This is a genomic window from Sphingobacterium tabacisoli (assembly GCF_017908035.1).
In the GTDB taxonomy this organism is placed as follows: domain Bacteria; phylum Bacteroidota; class Bacteroidia; order Sphingobacteriales; family Sphingobacteriaceae; genus Sphingobacterium; species Sphingobacterium tabacisoli.
Window position 1 is genome coordinate 1,682,509 of sequence record NZ_JAEQMU010000001.1, and the last position, 17,070, is coordinate 1,699,578.

Consider the following 17,070-nt stretch of genomic DNA (forward strand, 5'->3'; position numbering starts at 1 on the left):
AAGCCCAGTCGCTTCAGAAAAAAATTAAAAGAAAAGAAGAATAATGGTTTTGAAGATGCTTCTAATGGTAGAAATAGCTTTGCCAAGATGGTTACGCACAGTTTTTACAGATAGCCCCATAACTGCTGCAATCTCATCGGTAGATCTATTTTCTTCATATCGCATAGCAAAAGCTGTGCGTTGCTGGGGAGGTAACGAAAGAATTTTTTCTTGGAGGCTGTGATAAGCTTCCTTAGTGAGCAGATCCTTTAATGGGGATGAATCGTTGGTCAAACTCTCTTCATAATCTGTGATCAGAGATGGCTTATTCTTAAGAATAAAATTAAGCGTTTTGTTTTTGGCAAGGACAAACAAGTAAGCCCTAAGATTTTGAATAGCTATTTTTTCTCTATTCTCCCATAAAGTTGTAAAGATATCCTGAGTGATATTCTCTGCATCATCCTGATTATGGAGTCTTTTATAGGCTTGATTATAAACAAATACCCAATGCAGACGGTATAGCTTCTCGAAAGCGTCATGACTGCCCGAAACGAGTTGATCAAGCAGATACTGTTCTGCCTCGTCAGCGCTATTCAATTGATCTGGATTCACATTGGCAAATTTAGATTACCTGATATAAAGCTTATATTATATCTAGGTTAAGTTATCTATCCTTTAAATTTATGCCATAAAAATATTGAATAAAAATCGAGAAAAACAATATTGAGTCACCTTATGTATACAATTACATGCTAAAATGTGACTTGCAAACTTCCATTTCCCACCAACATTATCTCTCCCAAAACTAATTTAATGTAATGTTTATCTTAAAAATAACAGGCAGTGAAAATATCGGCACAGCTTTTGTAACTGTATCAGTATTCATAATTTAGGTTAATAATTGGTTAGTTAAAAAGACCTGAAGCTCCCCGCTTCAGGTCTTTTTTTGAATCCCTTATTTCTTTTCAAAATAACAGGGTCCCAATTGTTGCTTGGGAGAATTGATTTCAGAATTGTACTGGTCCATAGAATAGATATCTCCAGTATTGACATTGGCAACGTAAAGATCATAACCTCCTTTTGTATCTGGACGAGTACTGCACAATATTACCCAGTTTGCATCCATTGGATAAGCATCGGAATAGTTTCCATCATTGGCATTAAAAGGTAACTTGTAACTGCGTAAACCGCTCCAGTAACCGCGGTACACCTGGTCCACTGTATTGGCTTTTGACAACCCTACGGAATAATAAAAGGAATTATGATCGGCATTGATGGGATAATAATCCTGAACTCCTTCGGAGTCATAAACCGTCTCTTGAATTTCTTTGGTTTTTACATCAATGATAGCAATTGAAGAGGTCGCGGCATCGCCTTGCGTACAGACGACCTTGGTCCCGTCATAGTTATAGTAAGGGATGCCATAGCCTTTGGGAGACAACCGAGTGACTTTGCGACTGGCGAGATCCATCTCTACAATGCGGGAATCTTGCTTGAATACAATCCGCTTGCCATCGGGAGAGAATTTGGGATCCTCATCCCTCGTCTGCCCAATCAAGGTCAGGTTTTCGGGTTGATGTCCCGAGTTCAGCTCATACATAAAGATATCCCAACTATCGGTATCCTCACTGATCCCCATAAATACGATATGGTTACCATCTGGTGAAATATGCGCATTCATGGGATTTTTGATTGTCCAACTGGAACTTAAACTCTGAATCTTGTTACTGCTAAAATCGTATAGGAATATCTCCGAGTCATTAGCGCCATAATTGGTATACGTGTGATATAAAAGCTGTCCCTTAAAATGGGTAGGCAATTCTGCTTTCTCTATTTCTACAACATTGTTGTCGCTGCATCCCAGAAAAGGAAGCAGTCCCAAGCTTAATGTAATGATCAGTTTATTTTTCATCGTAAGTATTTATTTATGGTCGGTTTTATAGTTAATTTATCTTAGTGATATGTACGGTTGCTTTCTCTACCCCTTGTCCTAGATCGAGAACAAGTCTATAATACCCGGGAACAAAACCAGAAGCATTGGTAATACTAATAGACTTTCCAGGTTTACCAGCGATAGGTGCTCCAATAGAAAACCCTTGCTTATCACCCAGAATAGAAGCTGCTGAAAACTCTGCCGGTACCGCCTCCCAGGTCCTATTACTATAGAACTGAAACTCAAAACTCTCCCAGTCATGTTCGTTGGATATAAAAACAGTGGCTTGATAAACCTTCTCTTCTATTTTCCGGGCATAAGCAACCTGCTTGAAATCATCTAGATCCCAACCAATCCCCTTGTAATCGGCATGCCAGCTGGTAGCCGTAGTAAATCCATGACCTACGACCCAATAGTTGGTCGGGGCTTCATCCTGTAACCTAGTAACCCAAAGTCCTTTGTATTTTGGGGAGTATATGATCTCCCAATCACCGTCTTCTCCTAGGAATTCATAAATTTTGCTTGAGGCGCTATGATTGAAAAAATCTGGATTAAGATTACTTTCCATGTTTACCCCTGCTATCTCTAGGAACTGTCCTTTTTTGAGGCTTACAATAGCCGATTTCATCTCGCTATCTGTCGCATCATTTCTAGGATTGAGTGTTATCTTGGTCGCTACATCGCCCTGTACATCAATCAGAAATGTCTGTGCATCAAAAATAATCTGCTTTACAATCATACCGGTATAATCGAACTCGATATCATCACCTGTGCTACCTACTATAGCGGACTCACTCTCGTAACGCCCTTTCCCCCAGATAAAATCAGCATCAACAAGCGAACTTTCTGTAGCAATCTTGCCCGAAACCTTGCTCTCAAATATGCCTTCGGCAGACTTGTAAACAAAGGGATTTGCGATAGAGTTAGTCAGCAATATAGGGCTAGCCCCTTCAATAAGGTAATAAAGGGTTGAAGGTAATATCGGCCGTGTAGCTTTGATAATGATATCTTTTGTCGCGTGATCTCCGTCCACATTGATACTAGTGAAACGCACCACAACATCTTCGACTGGATCCATATCTTTTACAAATGGAATTGCAATCGCTTCATTCTCGACTGTAGCACGATGTCCTTTGGTACGGATGGATCTTGATTCAACAACGAGGTCATTGATCAGAACTTCGATATCCAAAGTAGACAATGGCCTGACAGCATCCTCTACGGTAACATTAAAACTGACAGTACTGGGTACGGTTACTGCAATGACAGCACCGACCGTCTCAACACGACTAATGGTAGGAACTGATTTTTCTACCTGCAGATCTTTACTACAGGAAAGAAAGCTCACCACCAATAGTATCAAGGGTATATATATAATCCTTTTCATTCTTAAATAATTTTAGGCTGTTATGAAAATTATTAATATCCTGTATTCTGAACTAGATTCGGATTGGAATCTTTCTCATTTTGGGGAACAGGCCACACTAGCCTAAATTCTTCTAAAACAGGTACGAGCAATTTTCCATCCTTATATTTATGATTGGTCATCACTGGTATAACGCGTTCATTACGTAACAAATCAAACCACCGGTGTCCCTCCATATACAGTTCGAGCTGTCGCTCTAGCTCTACAATCTCTCGGGCGGCACCTTGTGCAGGTACCCCGGTAATATCTGAAAGGCCAGCTCGCTTTCTTATCATATTGACAATAGTCATCGCTTCGCTAACATTATTAAGCTCTACCAAGGCTTCCGCTTTCAATAGTAGCGCATCGGCCAGCCTTAACAGCTTTATATTGGAAACTTTATTTCTTATTTTATTGGATATCGGATACTTACCCTTTGGATAATGGGTATCGTAATCGACCGACTTATAAACAATGGATGACTCAAAACGCTTATCATTAGCCGTATATTTGGTTATAAGTTCGTGTGTAGGTGTACAGTACCGTCTCCAGGTAATCTGCCCATCAGCCTCACTGAATAGTACCCAATATGCCCAATTTGGCTTTTCATTTTCATAATTGACTTCAAAAATACTCTCGCTGGTAAATTTGATCTCAGGTTTCCATAAATCGTCAAATTCATTGACCAACTGATACCCTTCGCCAATCACTTTATTACAGTATGCAACGACTTGATTATAATCGCGACTGCTCTTTGTACTGCGGCTCGCATAAGCCTTTGCCAATAGTAGGTAGGCTGCACCTTTGGTCGCACTACTACTCCCTTTAGAGACACTAGCCAAGTGGGGGATTGCTTCATTCAGGTCTTTGACAATCTGATCATAAACTTCCTCCTTTGGGGCACGCATAGGATACAATAGCGGGCGTATCTGTTCTAAATTCTCGGACGACATAGCGGGTATCATCTTGAGCAATAGAGGAACATCTCCATAAATACGGACCAAATCCAAGTAGGCATAGGCACGAACAAACTTCCCTTCAGCAACAATTTTATTACGCGTCTGCGGATCGATTGACTTAGAATCCATCAGCTCGGTATTATCGATTACGATATTGGCATCGCCAACCATCTTGAAATATTCATTCCATAATATTTTGACTTTATCATTGTCCGGGTTTAGCTTAACGGCATCCATTTCTTCCCCCGGAACACCATCTCCACCGTGATAACAGTTGTCAGATTGAATATCATTGTACCCAAACAAATCAAACTGAAAGGTATTGTTTCTAAAATTTTCATACAATCCAGCAGCTTCGCGCTGTGCGTCGGTCGCTGTCTTGTAGGCTGATGCCTGCTCAACTTGGTCCTGTGGCTCACCAACCAAAGCGGCAAAGCTTTCGGTATCCAAAAAACTACAGGAACTAAGACTTAACAGACTGATTCCTATGCTCAATAATATATACTTCTTATTTTTCATGACTATTGCAGTTAAAATTCTACATTAATACCTAATACGAAGGTTTTAGCCTGCGGATAAGTACCATAATCTATCCCTAACTCTAAAGCACTAGAACCATATGCGTTTACCTCAGGATCATACCCCGAGTATTTGGTCCAGGTCCATAAGTTTTGGGCAGTAAAGTAAGGTTGTAGTTTTCGGACGCCCAACTTGGACAATCTTCCTTTCGTATCAAAGTCATATGTGAAACTCAGATTCTTGAGTCTCAGATAAGACCCATCCTCAATATACCGATCGGAGTTCCAGATATTCTCTCTATTTCCTGGCCTCGGAACGTCTGTAACCATCCCTGGTCGTTTCCATCGGTCTAATACCTCCAAAGACTGGTTTCTAAAATCTTGCATCCCCGTCATATCCATCTTTGAGGCGTTGAAGATATGATTGCCATAGGATCCCTGAAAGAACAAAGACACGCTAAAATTGGAATAGGTAAACGTATTGGTGATACCTCCGGTAAATAAAGGCTGTGCATCGCCAAGTATCGTTCTATCCTCAGGAGTAATACGACCATTACCATCGAGATCCTGATAAATCACATCGCCGGTCTCGGGGTCAATTCCCTGTGTACGGTAGCCAAAAAAGGTTCCTAAACGACTCTTATTCTTTAAAATAATAGCAGGCTGGTTATTTGAATACATGGTTGCATAATATTCTACAGGAGTGATACCTATATTTTCTGCTCTATTTTTATTGAATGAGATATTAAACTCTGAATTCCACTTGAATTTAGGTTTAACAATATTTTTGGAATTTATGGCAATCTCTAGTCCCTTATTACTCATCTCCCCCATATTGGTCAATATATTGTAGGTGCTTCCGGCTGTACCTGGAGGATAGAAAGTTTTTAACAGATCATTGGTGTATTTATAATAAACGTCAAATATAAAGTTGAGCCGGGAATTGAAGAAACTAGCATCTAACCCAACATTGTACTGGGTCGTTTTTTCCCATGTCAGCCCTCTATATCCTTTTGAAGAAAGTCCCGTGTTCATACCTGGAGTCTGATTTTGATCTTCGGGTTTAGGTATGTTACGGCTGGCCCAATAGGTCGCCATCCAGTCATAGTTGCCAATACCTCCTTGATTACCGGTCTTACCCCAACCTACACGAAGCTTTAGATCATCGAGATAACCTTCAGTAGATTTCATAAATGGTTCTGCAGAGATCCTCCAGGCCGCAGATGCAGAAGGGAATACCCCCCATTTGTGACCAGGAGCAAATTTGGAAGAACCATCAGTACGCATATTGGCGCTCAACAGGTATTTTCCATCATAGTCATACGACACACGCGCTAGATAAGAAAGCAACGACCAGGATGCTTTATTGCTCCAGGACTGGTCAGGATTGATGATATTCACAAGACCTAACGAAGGACCTAACACATCATGACCACCACCACCATTACCTTCGTTAAAGGCCTTCTGCATGGTTGCTCCTCCTAGGATAGATAGGTTATTTTTATTGAACTTGGTATCATAAGTAACTAAGTTTTCTAAGAGCCACTCAAAGTTCTTAGAAGCAGAAACAGAATACATACCATTATAAGAACGGCTTTCGCCATTTGCACCAGGTGCTAGGTAACTCTCTCCTGTAGAGCTATCCTCATCGATGCCAAAATTGACTTTATAATGTACCCCCTTTATTATTGTAAAATCCAGATTAGTCAAGCCTACGATGCGGGATGTTTTATAGGTATCATCCGAAGCTGATGCCAAAAATGGGGAGAAGAACTGTGATCCGTATGTAAATTCATCATAGGCGCCTGGATTAAACGGATCCCACTTTTGCATGTAGGGAGGTGTATTAATCACGGAGAGGATGGATCCTCCACGCATAGCGGTCTTATTATGGGGTATCGTCCGCCCATTGGTACGGGTATAACCAACGCTAAAGCCAAGGCTCAACCAATCGGTCTGTTTGTTATTCACATTTGCCCTGAAATTGTAACGCTTAAAGTTGGCCTTTTCGATAATTCCCTTATCCTCCATATACCCTCCTGAGATATAATACTGCAGTTTTTCGGTACCATCTGTCAGTGCCAGCTGATGGCTTTGATTGAGCCCCGTACCAAAATACTCCTCGTTCCAATTGGTATATCGATTTTCATCATCAGGTATTAAGGTAGTAGTCGGTACCTGCTTCTTCAGATCTTTCAAATATTCTTTATACTGCTCGGTATTCAGGGCATCAATGGTATTGCCTATCCTTGAAACACCTGCATAGCTGCTGAGGCTCAAAGAACGAATACCTCCTTTTCCACGCTTTGTTGTGATAACGACCACACCATTGGCTGCACGTGCGCCATAGATAGCTGCAGAGGAAGCATCTTTTAATACCTGCATGGACTCTATGTCATTCGGACTCAGATTAGCTATATTATTCATGGGCAATCCATCTACAACATATAATGGCTCATTGCCAGCCTGAAAGGATGATGTCCCACGTACACGAACCATAAGACCTCCACCAGGTTCGCCAGAAGGTTGTACGACCTGTACTCCAGCGGCTTTTCCCTGTAAAGCCTGAGCAGCTTGTGTGATGGGACGTTCATTGATATCCTCGGTCGACACAACAGCTACTGCTGTAGTCAGGTCTTTCTTGCGTACGGTAGCATAACCTACAACAACAATTTCTTCCAACTCCTTGGCATCTTGCTGTAATGTAACCGTCAGCTTCTCGTTGCTCCCAACCCGTACATTACGACTAATAAATCCAACGTAAGTAACTCTAATGGTAGCATTAGCTGGTATGTTAGCTATTTTGAAATTACCTTCTGCATTCGTAACAGTAGTGATGTCATGCCCCAACACTGTCAAAACAGCCCCCATGATAGGACGCCCCGTGGAATCGGTGACATTTCCGGTAACTGTTCTTTTTTGCACATCACTCTTAGCCTCCTTAAGCGTGATGATGATATGTTTATTCTTAATTGTAAATGTACAATCGGTTTTCTGAAGCACCGTGCTCAGCACTTCCGCCAATGGCTTGTTTTTGACCGATAGATTGATTTTTTGATCTACATTGAGAATTCCTTCGTCAAAAGCAACAGCGTGCTGACTCTGTCTCTCAATTTCATAGAGTGCGTCCCGGATACTAATATTCTTTTTGGAAATACTAATACCTGATTGCGCCAGTGCATGTCCCATCAGGATCAGGAAGAACATACAACATACTAATAGATGTTTTTTCATAACATTAGCTGCGGTTTAAAATTTAAAATAATTGGTTACGATCTGACTGTTAAAAGCGTTCCTTTTATAACAGCAAATGCATAGTAGGTTTACACGTAGTGTAACTAAAAAACAAAAACTGTTTTGTCCTTTATTTTGAAACGGAAGTCTTTGTTCACTTCTTGCAAGACATCCAGCATGCTTTCTAAACTTTCATCAGGCGTGAATTTTAAAGTAAAAAATCGGTTTTCATATTTGGAGGAATCGTAATTGAATACAACTCCATGTTTCTTTTCGATTGCATGCAATATTTCGACAAACGAAGCTTCCTGAAAAACCAGGTACCGGTCCTTGCGTAAGGCTATACGCTCGACGTTAACTTTTCGTCGCGTGATATGCCCTCCCTTAGCATCGTATGTTATTTGCTCATTAGGTGTAAGAAACAAAGAACTAGGGGTATCGGATAGAATACCGACCCGCACTTTTCCTTCTTCTAGTGTAACTGTCGTTTTGGATAGATCCCGATAGCCAACCACGCTAAATATGGTTCCTAAGGCTTCTATTTCTATATTATTTGCTTTTACAATTAGACGTTTGTTCGGATCCTTAGCAACGCTGAAGCTAGCCTCTCCATTCAATGATATGTTGCGCTCTTTTCCTAGAAACTGCCTAGGGTAGGTCATTATCGATCCAGGACTGAGCCACACCAAAGTACCATCGGGTAAAGTTACCTCTTTGGTCTCACCCAATGCAGTGGCACATTCGACCATGGTAGAATTGAAAATATAATACTCTTTGGTATAGTGATAGGTGGCCAATGAAAGCAATAATGGGATGGTTATAGCTGCAGCCACCCTGCCAAAACGATAAATAAGTGGACGCTTTATCTTGTTCGATTCGGACAGATCCAACCTAACATGTAATCTCTCCAGATCACGCAGTGTAGTATCGTCTACCTGTCCATCCACTTCGTCCCACAGTAATTTCATGGCTTGAGCTTTTTGCTCGCTATCCGAATCATCGATAAGCCATTGTCGGAATAAGGTATCGACTTTCTCCGAATGCTTCTCTTTAAAATAAAAGCTCGCTAACTTATAAAACTTACGCATATTATTGGTTATCTAATATTATAGACGTACAAAGTCAACGACACACGTAAGCAAAAAATCTTTTTTTATAAAATAAGTGCTTGGATAGAAGAAATGAACTCCCGTAATTCTTTTAAAGCATTGGAGATGTGTGTTTCTACAGTTCGCTTACTTAAACCTAATTCTTTGGAGATCTCCTCATTGCTAAGCCTTTGGTTTCGGCTCATTTTAAAAACAACCTGTCGTTTTTCGGGCATTTTATCGACAAGGCCATGAATCAAAATCTCTAGCTCTCTAGCATCCAATACCTCGTTGAGCTGCCAAGAGATTTCATCCACCTTCATCTGCACTTCTTCCTGTGCGTATTTCTCATAAAGAGATTTGCGCCTGAAAAAATCAAAAATTATATTTTTTGATATTTTAAATAAATAGGCACCGAAAGACGTGACCCTCATCAAGTTTTCGCGGTTATTCCAAACTCTGACAAATACATCCTGAGCCAGATCCGAGGTATCATCTTCGTCCTTAACAAAACCTAATATGAATACTTTAATGCGAGGATAGTATAACAAGAAAAGAGCATCGAACGCTTGTCTATCTCCTTCGGAAAGTCTTTTGATATATTCTAGCTCTTTGTTCATTATCCCACGATATCTAGTAGAATTTGCTGGCCTACTTGCCGTAAGCGAATGTACATTATTTTAAACAAAAAAAAAGAAACCTAGATGAGAATGTATTTCAAAATATAGAACCATAGCCCTATCCAATACATTTACTAAATGAATAATCTATATTTGCAGGACTAATAGATCTTCTTAAAACACCAGCAAGAACTAAAAGTTAAAATCATTATGCTACACGTCACCTGCGCTATCATTGTTCACCATAATAAAATTTTGATCTGTCAACGTTCAAAATCTATGAAGCTACCACTAAAATGGGAGTTTCCCGGCGGAAAGATAGAAACGGGTGAGTCTAAGGAAGCCTGCTTACAGCGGGAGGTACGTAAAGAACTTGCTTTAGATATCCGTGTCGACAATGCCTTGAGCCCTGTAGAGCACTGCTACCCTACTTTTGCACTATACCTATATCCTTTTATATGTACAATAGCGTCGGGTGTGCCAGATCCTGTAGAACATGCACAAGCGATATGGGTCTCTGCAAGTGACCTATTGAACTATGACTGGGCAGAAGCAGACATTCCTATTGTTAAGGAATATCTTACTCTTAGAAAATAGAAGCATGCTACTACAATAAGCTCGCAAATCCATCTTTCTCTATTTGTACGTCGCTTGTCTTTGAAGACAGCAATTCGTGCTTTTTCAAGAGGCGTATGGTAGGGGATTCAAACTTCCAATTCATCCGTTTGTCCAAAAAATAGAATTTTCTACCATCAGTCATTTTGATTTCAATAAGGTATACGTAGTATTTGTCTAATGCATTGCGAAGTCCAATGCTCGAAATCATATCAATCTGCTCCGCCTGATAAGTGACATCATCAATCCGTAGCGTATTCTCTTCCAATATCACTTTGGATAAGTGGATATTTTTGCGGAGGCGCGAGTACTCCGAGAGCCAAAGAAAGGAGATCGCGATAACACAGGTGATAACTACACAGAGTAGTAACACAAGGTCTCTGTCCTCAGAGAGGATATATATGAATAGAGTGGGTACAATTACCAATAGCACTATCGGCCCAAATCGTGCACAAAAAAAAGCGAAATAGGTTGGGCTCAATATATTCGTACTCTTGGCAATCATATCATCTGCTAAATTAGCTTTTTTTTCATTTTATTCACTGCATAATCTACGTCCTTTGTTGTCAAAACCATAAAAGTCCATCCGTGAAAAACACATTTTCCCACTCGTGCATCTGGTTCCATTATTGATTATTGAAGCGACTCAGATAATCGAAAAGTCCCTCTTCGGTATCTAGCATTAGCTTCTTACGGAGACGATAACGACTTACTTCAATAGCTTTTCCAGTGACATTCAACAGTTGCGAAATTTCCTTATTATTAAAGTTAAGGATCAGATAAGCACATAATCGCAAATCATTTGCTGTCAGACTGGGATGCTCCTTTTTTAATCTGGACAAAAAATTATTATTGACCTTATCAAAATGCGAGACAAACTGCTCCCAATCCTGATCTGACCGCTCTGCATTCTTAATAAATTTGGACATACGCTCCATTACCAAGTAAGGATCCTCATCTCTATTTTTTAAAGCAGGTCGTAACTCTTCATTCAACGTAGACAAGAGTTTACCACGTTGCAGAAGATGCATAGTATTGAGTGAAAGCTCTTTGTTTTTATACTGTATTTCGTTGACAAGCTTTTCTTTTTCAAGTTCTCCAATAAGCTGCTGATTCGCTTTAAGTTCTAGATTATGCAGATACTGTTGATTTTTTAAGATCTGTTCATGTCTTTTATTTAAAAATCGAACAAGATAATAGAGCGAACCAATTGTCAGAATAACATAGAATGCCTTAGCAAATACGGTCAGATACCAAGGAGGGAGAATTTCGAAACTAATAGTCTGTATAGGCGACAACTGATCAACATTATTTTTGGCACGCACCTGAAATTCGTATTTACCCGGAGGGAGATTAAAATAACTTCTTTTTTCCTCTGTACTCCAAGAAGACCAATCCTTGTCCACCCCTACCAACAATGAGCTATACGTCACATGATACTCCTGTAGCCCTGGTACTGCATATACAATTTCAATGGCATTGTCAGCGTAATCTATAGGGTGCAAAATGGTTAAGTGATCTTGCTGTAAGTTAGCTTGAATAAATCCACCGTACCACACTTTTTCAACGGCACCCACTGATTTTACAGACGACACCAATACTCGAAACAAACCATTCCTCTTTCTAAATTTATCAAAATCAAGCTGAAATAACCCCTCATAGCCTCCGAATAAAATCTTATTACTGGAAACAGGATTGATTTTCTCAAAGCCCGCAATCAGACGGCCAGTAAGCTCGGGAAAATAGTAAACTTTTACATTTTCCAAACTCCTATTTCCATCGAAATATACAACGCCAACTTTCTTTTCATTAACAAACCAAATATTCCCATCAGAATCTTCTTCAAGATACTGGATAAGCTTATTACCAAAAATACTATGATAGAAATCAGACTTAATAAATCTGTCTCTATCTGCGCTATAGGTATAAAGCCCATCTGCTGTTGATACCACTAGCTGACCCTGAATATGAAACACATAATTGTTCATATCGGAAGGTAGACCATCAGCTGTGTGGTAGGTCCTAGTGGATTGAAAATTACCCTCAGAGTCGAAATTAATTTTAGTGACTCCACGATAAGGGTGGGACAACCATACCATATTATGGGATGCATCATACCACAAAAAGCGAGTAGACATCTGTACCTGATCGGTTACTGGATATTCTACAGAAGAAGAAGCTAGACTACTGATTCCAAGCCAACTAAGCCCCTGATAAGTCCCAAGCAAATGGAAACCTGGTTTTTGCTTCACTTCTTCGGAAGATAACATCCAGGTGCCCTTACCTTGAACAATTTGACGTAATTGATCTCCATCAACTTCAGCCAATCCATTTTCATAAAAAACCAATAGTTTAGAACCAATTTGTTGGAGATTCCACACTTCTCCCATCCTATTATCCATTTTTATGTACTGTTGGTCTTTGTTCAATCTCAATAGACCATGTGCTGTAGCCAAGTAAAGAGTACCTCCGTAATAAGATGCATCGTATATTTTTGTGGGTTGTTGCGTATTAGGCGCAATCATCTGTAATGGATCATCAACACCAATGTAGGCTACTCCGACGTCAGTACCAACCCAAATATTATTCATTACATCTGCAGTTACACTCCGAATAGCCCCCATTTTCAATCCATTGTCCTTGTTTAGTTTCTTTAAGAGGATTCCTTGGTCATTAATAAGAATAATCTGTCCATCCATTGTACCTACTGCCCAAACACCCTTTCTAAGACTGCCCACCATATTGATCTTAAGTCCTCGTAATGCGCCAGATGCCAACATTACCGCCGAAACAACATTCCCATCTTCCAGCAATCGATAACAATCTCCGCTATGGGTCAGTATAAGGTACTCCTCATTTTTCTGTCGAATCACACCACGAATTCCCTTCGTTTTCCAATCAGGATGTTTACCAAAACTAATCCAACCTTGTCCCGTGTATCGTAACAATCCCCTAGAAACATCATGTAACAGTAATTCCCCATTTTCGTGGCTTAAAAAATCGATCTTACTTTCGGGTTCATAGCTTTCAAAATGCTCGCGACTATATATAAGTATTTTTTTATTGGTCTGAAAAAACAATTTCCCTTGGAAACTATGGATCGACCATACATCTTCAAAATAGCGATCCTTTTCGGAAAGATAATTCAGCAGGGACACATAGCTTAAGCTTCCGTCTCGGCCTATTTCATAATAGCCTATTTCATCCTGAGCTCCGATATAAATTCGATTCAAATTCGAATCGATATGTATACTTCTAACAATTGTTTTATTAGGTGTCTGAAATAGTTTCCAAGTGGCACCATCGTACACCAATAGTCCCTCATTGTTCGCGACATAAACTCGTCCATAGGCATCCAACTCGACTTCCCAATTCTGTAATCCAGCATGGTAATCGTAACTCATAAAGGCCTTGACTTTGGGCGTCAATACCTGAGCCATAGCAATAGTACTGGTCATAAAGAGCAGTGCAACAACGCTATATATAATTATCCTAAAAAACATCATTCAGAAACAACAATTGATAATCAACACTTTACACAATACTGTAGTGCTTTTGTAGTGATTCAAATTTAATAAAATACTTATAAAATTGTAGAATATAACCAAGGTAATACATCTTTGCAGATGTCGACGTATGCAGTATATGATCCCGTGTCTTATTTGACCTGATCATGCGTAACCTGCAAAACAGATTACAAAAAAATTATGTCTTTAAATCAAATTACAAATCTATGAGGTCACATCACCTATCTTTATTAGTGCTCTTCCTCTGCATCAGCCTTAATTCATGGGCTCAGCAACGCACTTACCAAGGCACTGTCAAGGAAGCTTCGACCGGTACCCCTATTGCAGGTGCAACGGTTCAGATTGTAGGCAAGCGTCAAAGTACTTCCTCTGATCGAAATGGTCAATTTAGCATCGAAGCTAATTCTACTGATGTTCTACGGCTCACATCAGTCGGATGGAAAACAGTGACCGAGACACTAGGCAATCAACAGACTCTGCTTTTTCAATTGGAACCCGATGAGACCTCTCTTGGAGAAATTGTGGTCGTCGGCTATGGTACTCAGCGAAAGTCTGATGTCACTGGATCAGTATCTACTATACAAGTCGATAAAGCAACCGCAATGGCTACAACCAACGTCAATGAAATGCTGAGAGGACAGGCCCCAGGCGTTCAGGTCACCCTACAAAGTCCGAGACCCGGAGGCAATAGTAGTGTTCTCATACGTGGTACAAAATCTATCCAAGGGGGCAATGCACCACTATATGTATTGGATGGCTACCCCATAGATGATATCAACCAAGTAAACCCGGAAGATATCGCATCTCTAGAAGTACTTAAAGATGCATCATCGCAAGCCATCTATGGAGCGAGAGCTTCGAATGGAGTAATCTTGATCACCACAAAAAAAGGAATAGCTGGTCAAAGTCGTATCAGTTATAGTGGTTATTTAACCACACAGAAGCTCTCTAAAAACTTCGATCTATATTCTCCTCAGGAGTTTGCACAACTACGAAGAGAGGCTTGGAGAGCAAAAAACACCCCCACCTTCGATTATCCTGAAGACCGCGAAATGTTTGACGATTTTGAACTAGAGGCACTCAAGAACAATACGTATGCAGATTGGGAAAAACTCGTATTACGCAATGCACTGATCCAGAATCATTCCGTTGGTTTTTCTGGAGGAACAGACAAAACTAAGGTGTACACTAATGCTACCTACTTCAAAAATAGAGGATTAATCATCGGCTCGGCGTATGAACGGCTATCCCTACGTAACAACCTTAGCCATTCTCTAAATGATAAGTTGACATTTGAATCAAATATCACTTTCAATATCGACAAACAAGACATAGAGTCTAGCGGGCTAAACGTCATCAGTCTTTCCCCCCTAGCAAAACCGTTTGATGAAAATGGCGAATTGGTAAAATACCCTTTAGGCCCCAATAGTCTAACCATAAACCCATTGTGGAACCTAAGGGAGTCTACTAATGAAAGGATGACCAATCTTCTCAATCTCAACTTAGCACTGAATTACCAAATTGCGCCAGGATTAAAATATAGATTAAATACCTTATTGGCTAGAGATGCTGGAGAAAAAGGGACTTACCTTACGAGGCTACATTCGGCAGGATCCAATACCAATGGTTCAGCCACAATCTTAGACAACAAACGTCGAGAATATCTGATTGAGAATATTCTGACCTATGAAAAAACTTTCAATGACATCCATCAATTGGACTTAACAGCGGTACAAAGTGTGAATGAAATCAACTATACCACGACCAATATGACAGGCACCAATTTCCCGAATGATATTTTAGGTTATCATGGCATTTCGGATGCACTCAATAAAAACACCATTCGTACGGAGACAAAACGAAATATAGCCTCTTTTATGGGCCGTGTACGCTACGGTCTCTTGGACAAATACCTATTCAGCGCTACAGCACGATATGACGGTTCGTCTGTATTTGCAGAAAATGAAAAATGGGGCGTCTTTCCTGCGGCTTCTTTTGCTTGGAAGGCACACAACGAACCCTTCATTCAGAATATTTCAGCAATCGATGAGTTAAAAGCCAGAGTCAGCTATGGATCCGTAGGTAATCAGGCTATAGCGCCTTATCAAACGTTAGGTACTGTAGGATCGAACCCCTATATATTCGGTAACGAAATTGTAGGAGGCAATATAACAGGATCAAATCTTCCAAATCCATTTCTCACCTGGGAAACCTCTACGACATTCAATGCGGGTATTGATTTTGCACTATTGGGCAATAGAATAACCGGAACCTTTGAATACTACAACACCCAAACCAAAGACTTGCTCGTTGACATTTCATTGGCTGGAGGAACGGGATTCTCTTCGACAATTACAAATGGAGGAAAAAGCGAAAACAAGGGAATTGAATTAGCTTTGACAGGTCACCTGATCCGTAAAGAAGGCTTAAATTGGTCTATCACCACTATGTTTTCTCGCAATAGAAACAAAATACTCGAAACAGGAATATATGATATCAATGGGGAAGCAAAGGATGATATTGCCCGCTATCGATTTGTAGGACAACCTATCAATGTTATCTATGAAAAGAAATTTGATGGTATCTTCCAGTCAGAAGAGGAAATCAAAGCGTCAGCACAAGCGACACAAAATGTAATTATGCCTGGATCTATCCGCGTAATCGACAAAAATGGAGATGGAAAGATCGATGATCAGGATAACTTCGTATTTGCTCAAGATCCCAAATGGATCGGTTCATTTTCAACGACTCTACAATACAAAAGCTTCGATCTCTATGCCGATCTATATGTTGTCCATGGAGCGACAAAACTAAATCCTTACCTCGCTCAATATGAAACAGGAGGATCGTTACAAGGTATTCTCAATGGAATAAAAATTCCATATTGGACTCCTGAAAATCCATCTTCGGAATATCCGCGTCCATACCGTGATACCCAAAGTCACCTCTACTCGTTGGCTGTACAGGATGCCTCCTATATCAGGCTACGTACAGTGACACTAGGTTATACTCTACCCAATATGTGGAGCTCAAAACTCAAAGTAAACAATCTGAGATTTTACGTAATGGCGAATAACCTATTCACAATAACAGACTATAAATCATACAGTCCAGAAGTAAACCCAGACTCTTATCCAGATGCAAAAGCGTTTACAGCAGGACTTAAATTTGACTTTTAGTCGCTAGCGATAT

Annotated in this window: 11 protein-coding genes; 2 read left to right on the top strand and 9 right to left on the bottom strand. The window is 40.2% G+C overall.

Translation table 11 applies throughout. The features are described 5' to 3' along the window. Positions 1–24 precede the first annotated feature (24 nt). From JKG64_RS07070 to JKG64_RS07100, 7 genes are all read right to left on the bottom strand, one after another. The gene (locus JKG64_RS07070; protein ID WP_210353618.1) at positions 25–591 is read right to left on the bottom strand and encodes an RNA polymerase sigma factor; all 567 of its coding nucleotides are present in this window, start codon (positions 589–591) and stop codon (positions 25–27) included. Positions 592–934: 343 nt separating this feature from the next. Then, positions 935–1,891: a TolB family protein gene (locus JKG64_RS07075; RefSeq protein WP_210353619.1), complete on the bottom strand. Its 957-nt coding sequence runs from the start codon at positions 1,889–1,891 to the stop codon at positions 935–937. Between the two features lie 31 nt (positions 1,892–1,922). Next, positions 1,923–3,299: a DUF5016 domain-containing protein gene (locus tag JKG64_RS07080; protein WP_210353620.1), complete on the bottom strand. Its 1,377-nt coding sequence runs from the start codon at positions 3,297–3,299 to the stop codon at positions 1,923–1,925. Positions 3,300–3,331: 32 nt separating this feature from the next. Then, positions 3,332–4,795: a RagB/SusD family nutrient uptake outer membrane protein gene (locus tag JKG64_RS07085; RefSeq protein ID WP_210353621.1), complete on the bottom strand. Its 1,464-nt coding sequence runs from the start codon at positions 4,793–4,795 to the stop codon at positions 3,332–3,334. An 11-nt stretch (positions 4,796–4,806) separates the two neighbouring features. Beyond that, positions 4,807–8,028 carry a TonB-dependent receptor gene (locus JKG64_RS07090; RefSeq protein WP_210353622.1) on the bottom strand — a complete coding sequence of 1,074 codons (3,222 nt, stop codon included), beginning with the start codon at positions 8,026–8,028 and terminating at the stop codon, positions 4,807–4,809. A 104-nt stretch (positions 8,029–8,132) separates the two neighbouring features. Further along, positions 8,133–9,116, bottom strand: coding sequence for a FecR family protein (locus JKG64_RS07095; protein WP_210353623.1), 984 nt, complete (start codon positions 9,114–9,116; stop codon positions 8,133–8,135). 65 nt (positions 9,117–9,181) lie between these two features. After that, entirely contained in the window at positions 9,182–9,736 is a 555-nt protein-coding gene (locus tag JKG64_RS07100; RefSeq protein ID WP_210353624.1) for an RNA polymerase sigma-70 factor, read from the bottom strand. 210 nt (positions 9,737–9,946) lie between these two features. Here JKG64_RS07100 and JKG64_RS07105 point away from each other — a divergent pair, with 210 nt between their 5' ends. After that, positions 9,947–10,333 (top strand): (deoxy)nucleoside triphosphate pyrophosphohydrolase, encoded by a 387-nt coding sequence (locus JKG64_RS07105; RefSeq protein ID WP_210353625.1) that lies wholly within the window; start codon positions 9,947–9,949, stop codon positions 10,331–10,333. A 10-nt stretch (positions 10,334–10,343) separates the two neighbouring features. Here JKG64_RS07105 and JKG64_RS07110 read toward each other — a convergent pair whose 3' ends face one another. Together JKG64_RS07110 and JKG64_RS07115 are read right to left on the bottom strand one after the other, a co-directional pair. Beyond that, on the bottom strand, positions 10,344–10,856 hold the full coding sequence (locus tag JKG64_RS07110) for a hypothetical protein (protein WP_210353626.1): 513 nt from the start codon (positions 10,854–10,856) through the stop codon (positions 10,344–10,346). 121 nt (positions 10,857–10,977) lie between these two features. Next, on the bottom strand, positions 10,978–13,809 hold the full coding sequence (locus JKG64_RS07115) for a triple tyrosine motif-containing protein (RefSeq protein ID WP_210353627.1): 2,832 nt from the start codon (positions 13,807–13,809) through the stop codon (positions 10,978–10,980). A 275-nt stretch (positions 13,810–14,084) separates the two neighbouring features. Here JKG64_RS07115 and JKG64_RS07120 point away from each other — a divergent pair, with 275 nt between their 5' ends. Continuing rightward, positions 14,085–17,057 carry a SusC/RagA family TonB-linked outer membrane protein gene (locus JKG64_RS07120; RefSeq protein ID WP_210353628.1) on the top strand — a complete coding sequence of 991 codons (2,973 nt, stop codon included), beginning with the start codon at positions 14,085–14,087 and terminating at the stop codon, positions 17,055–17,057. The last annotated feature ends 13 nt before the right edge of the window (positions 17,058–17,070 follow it).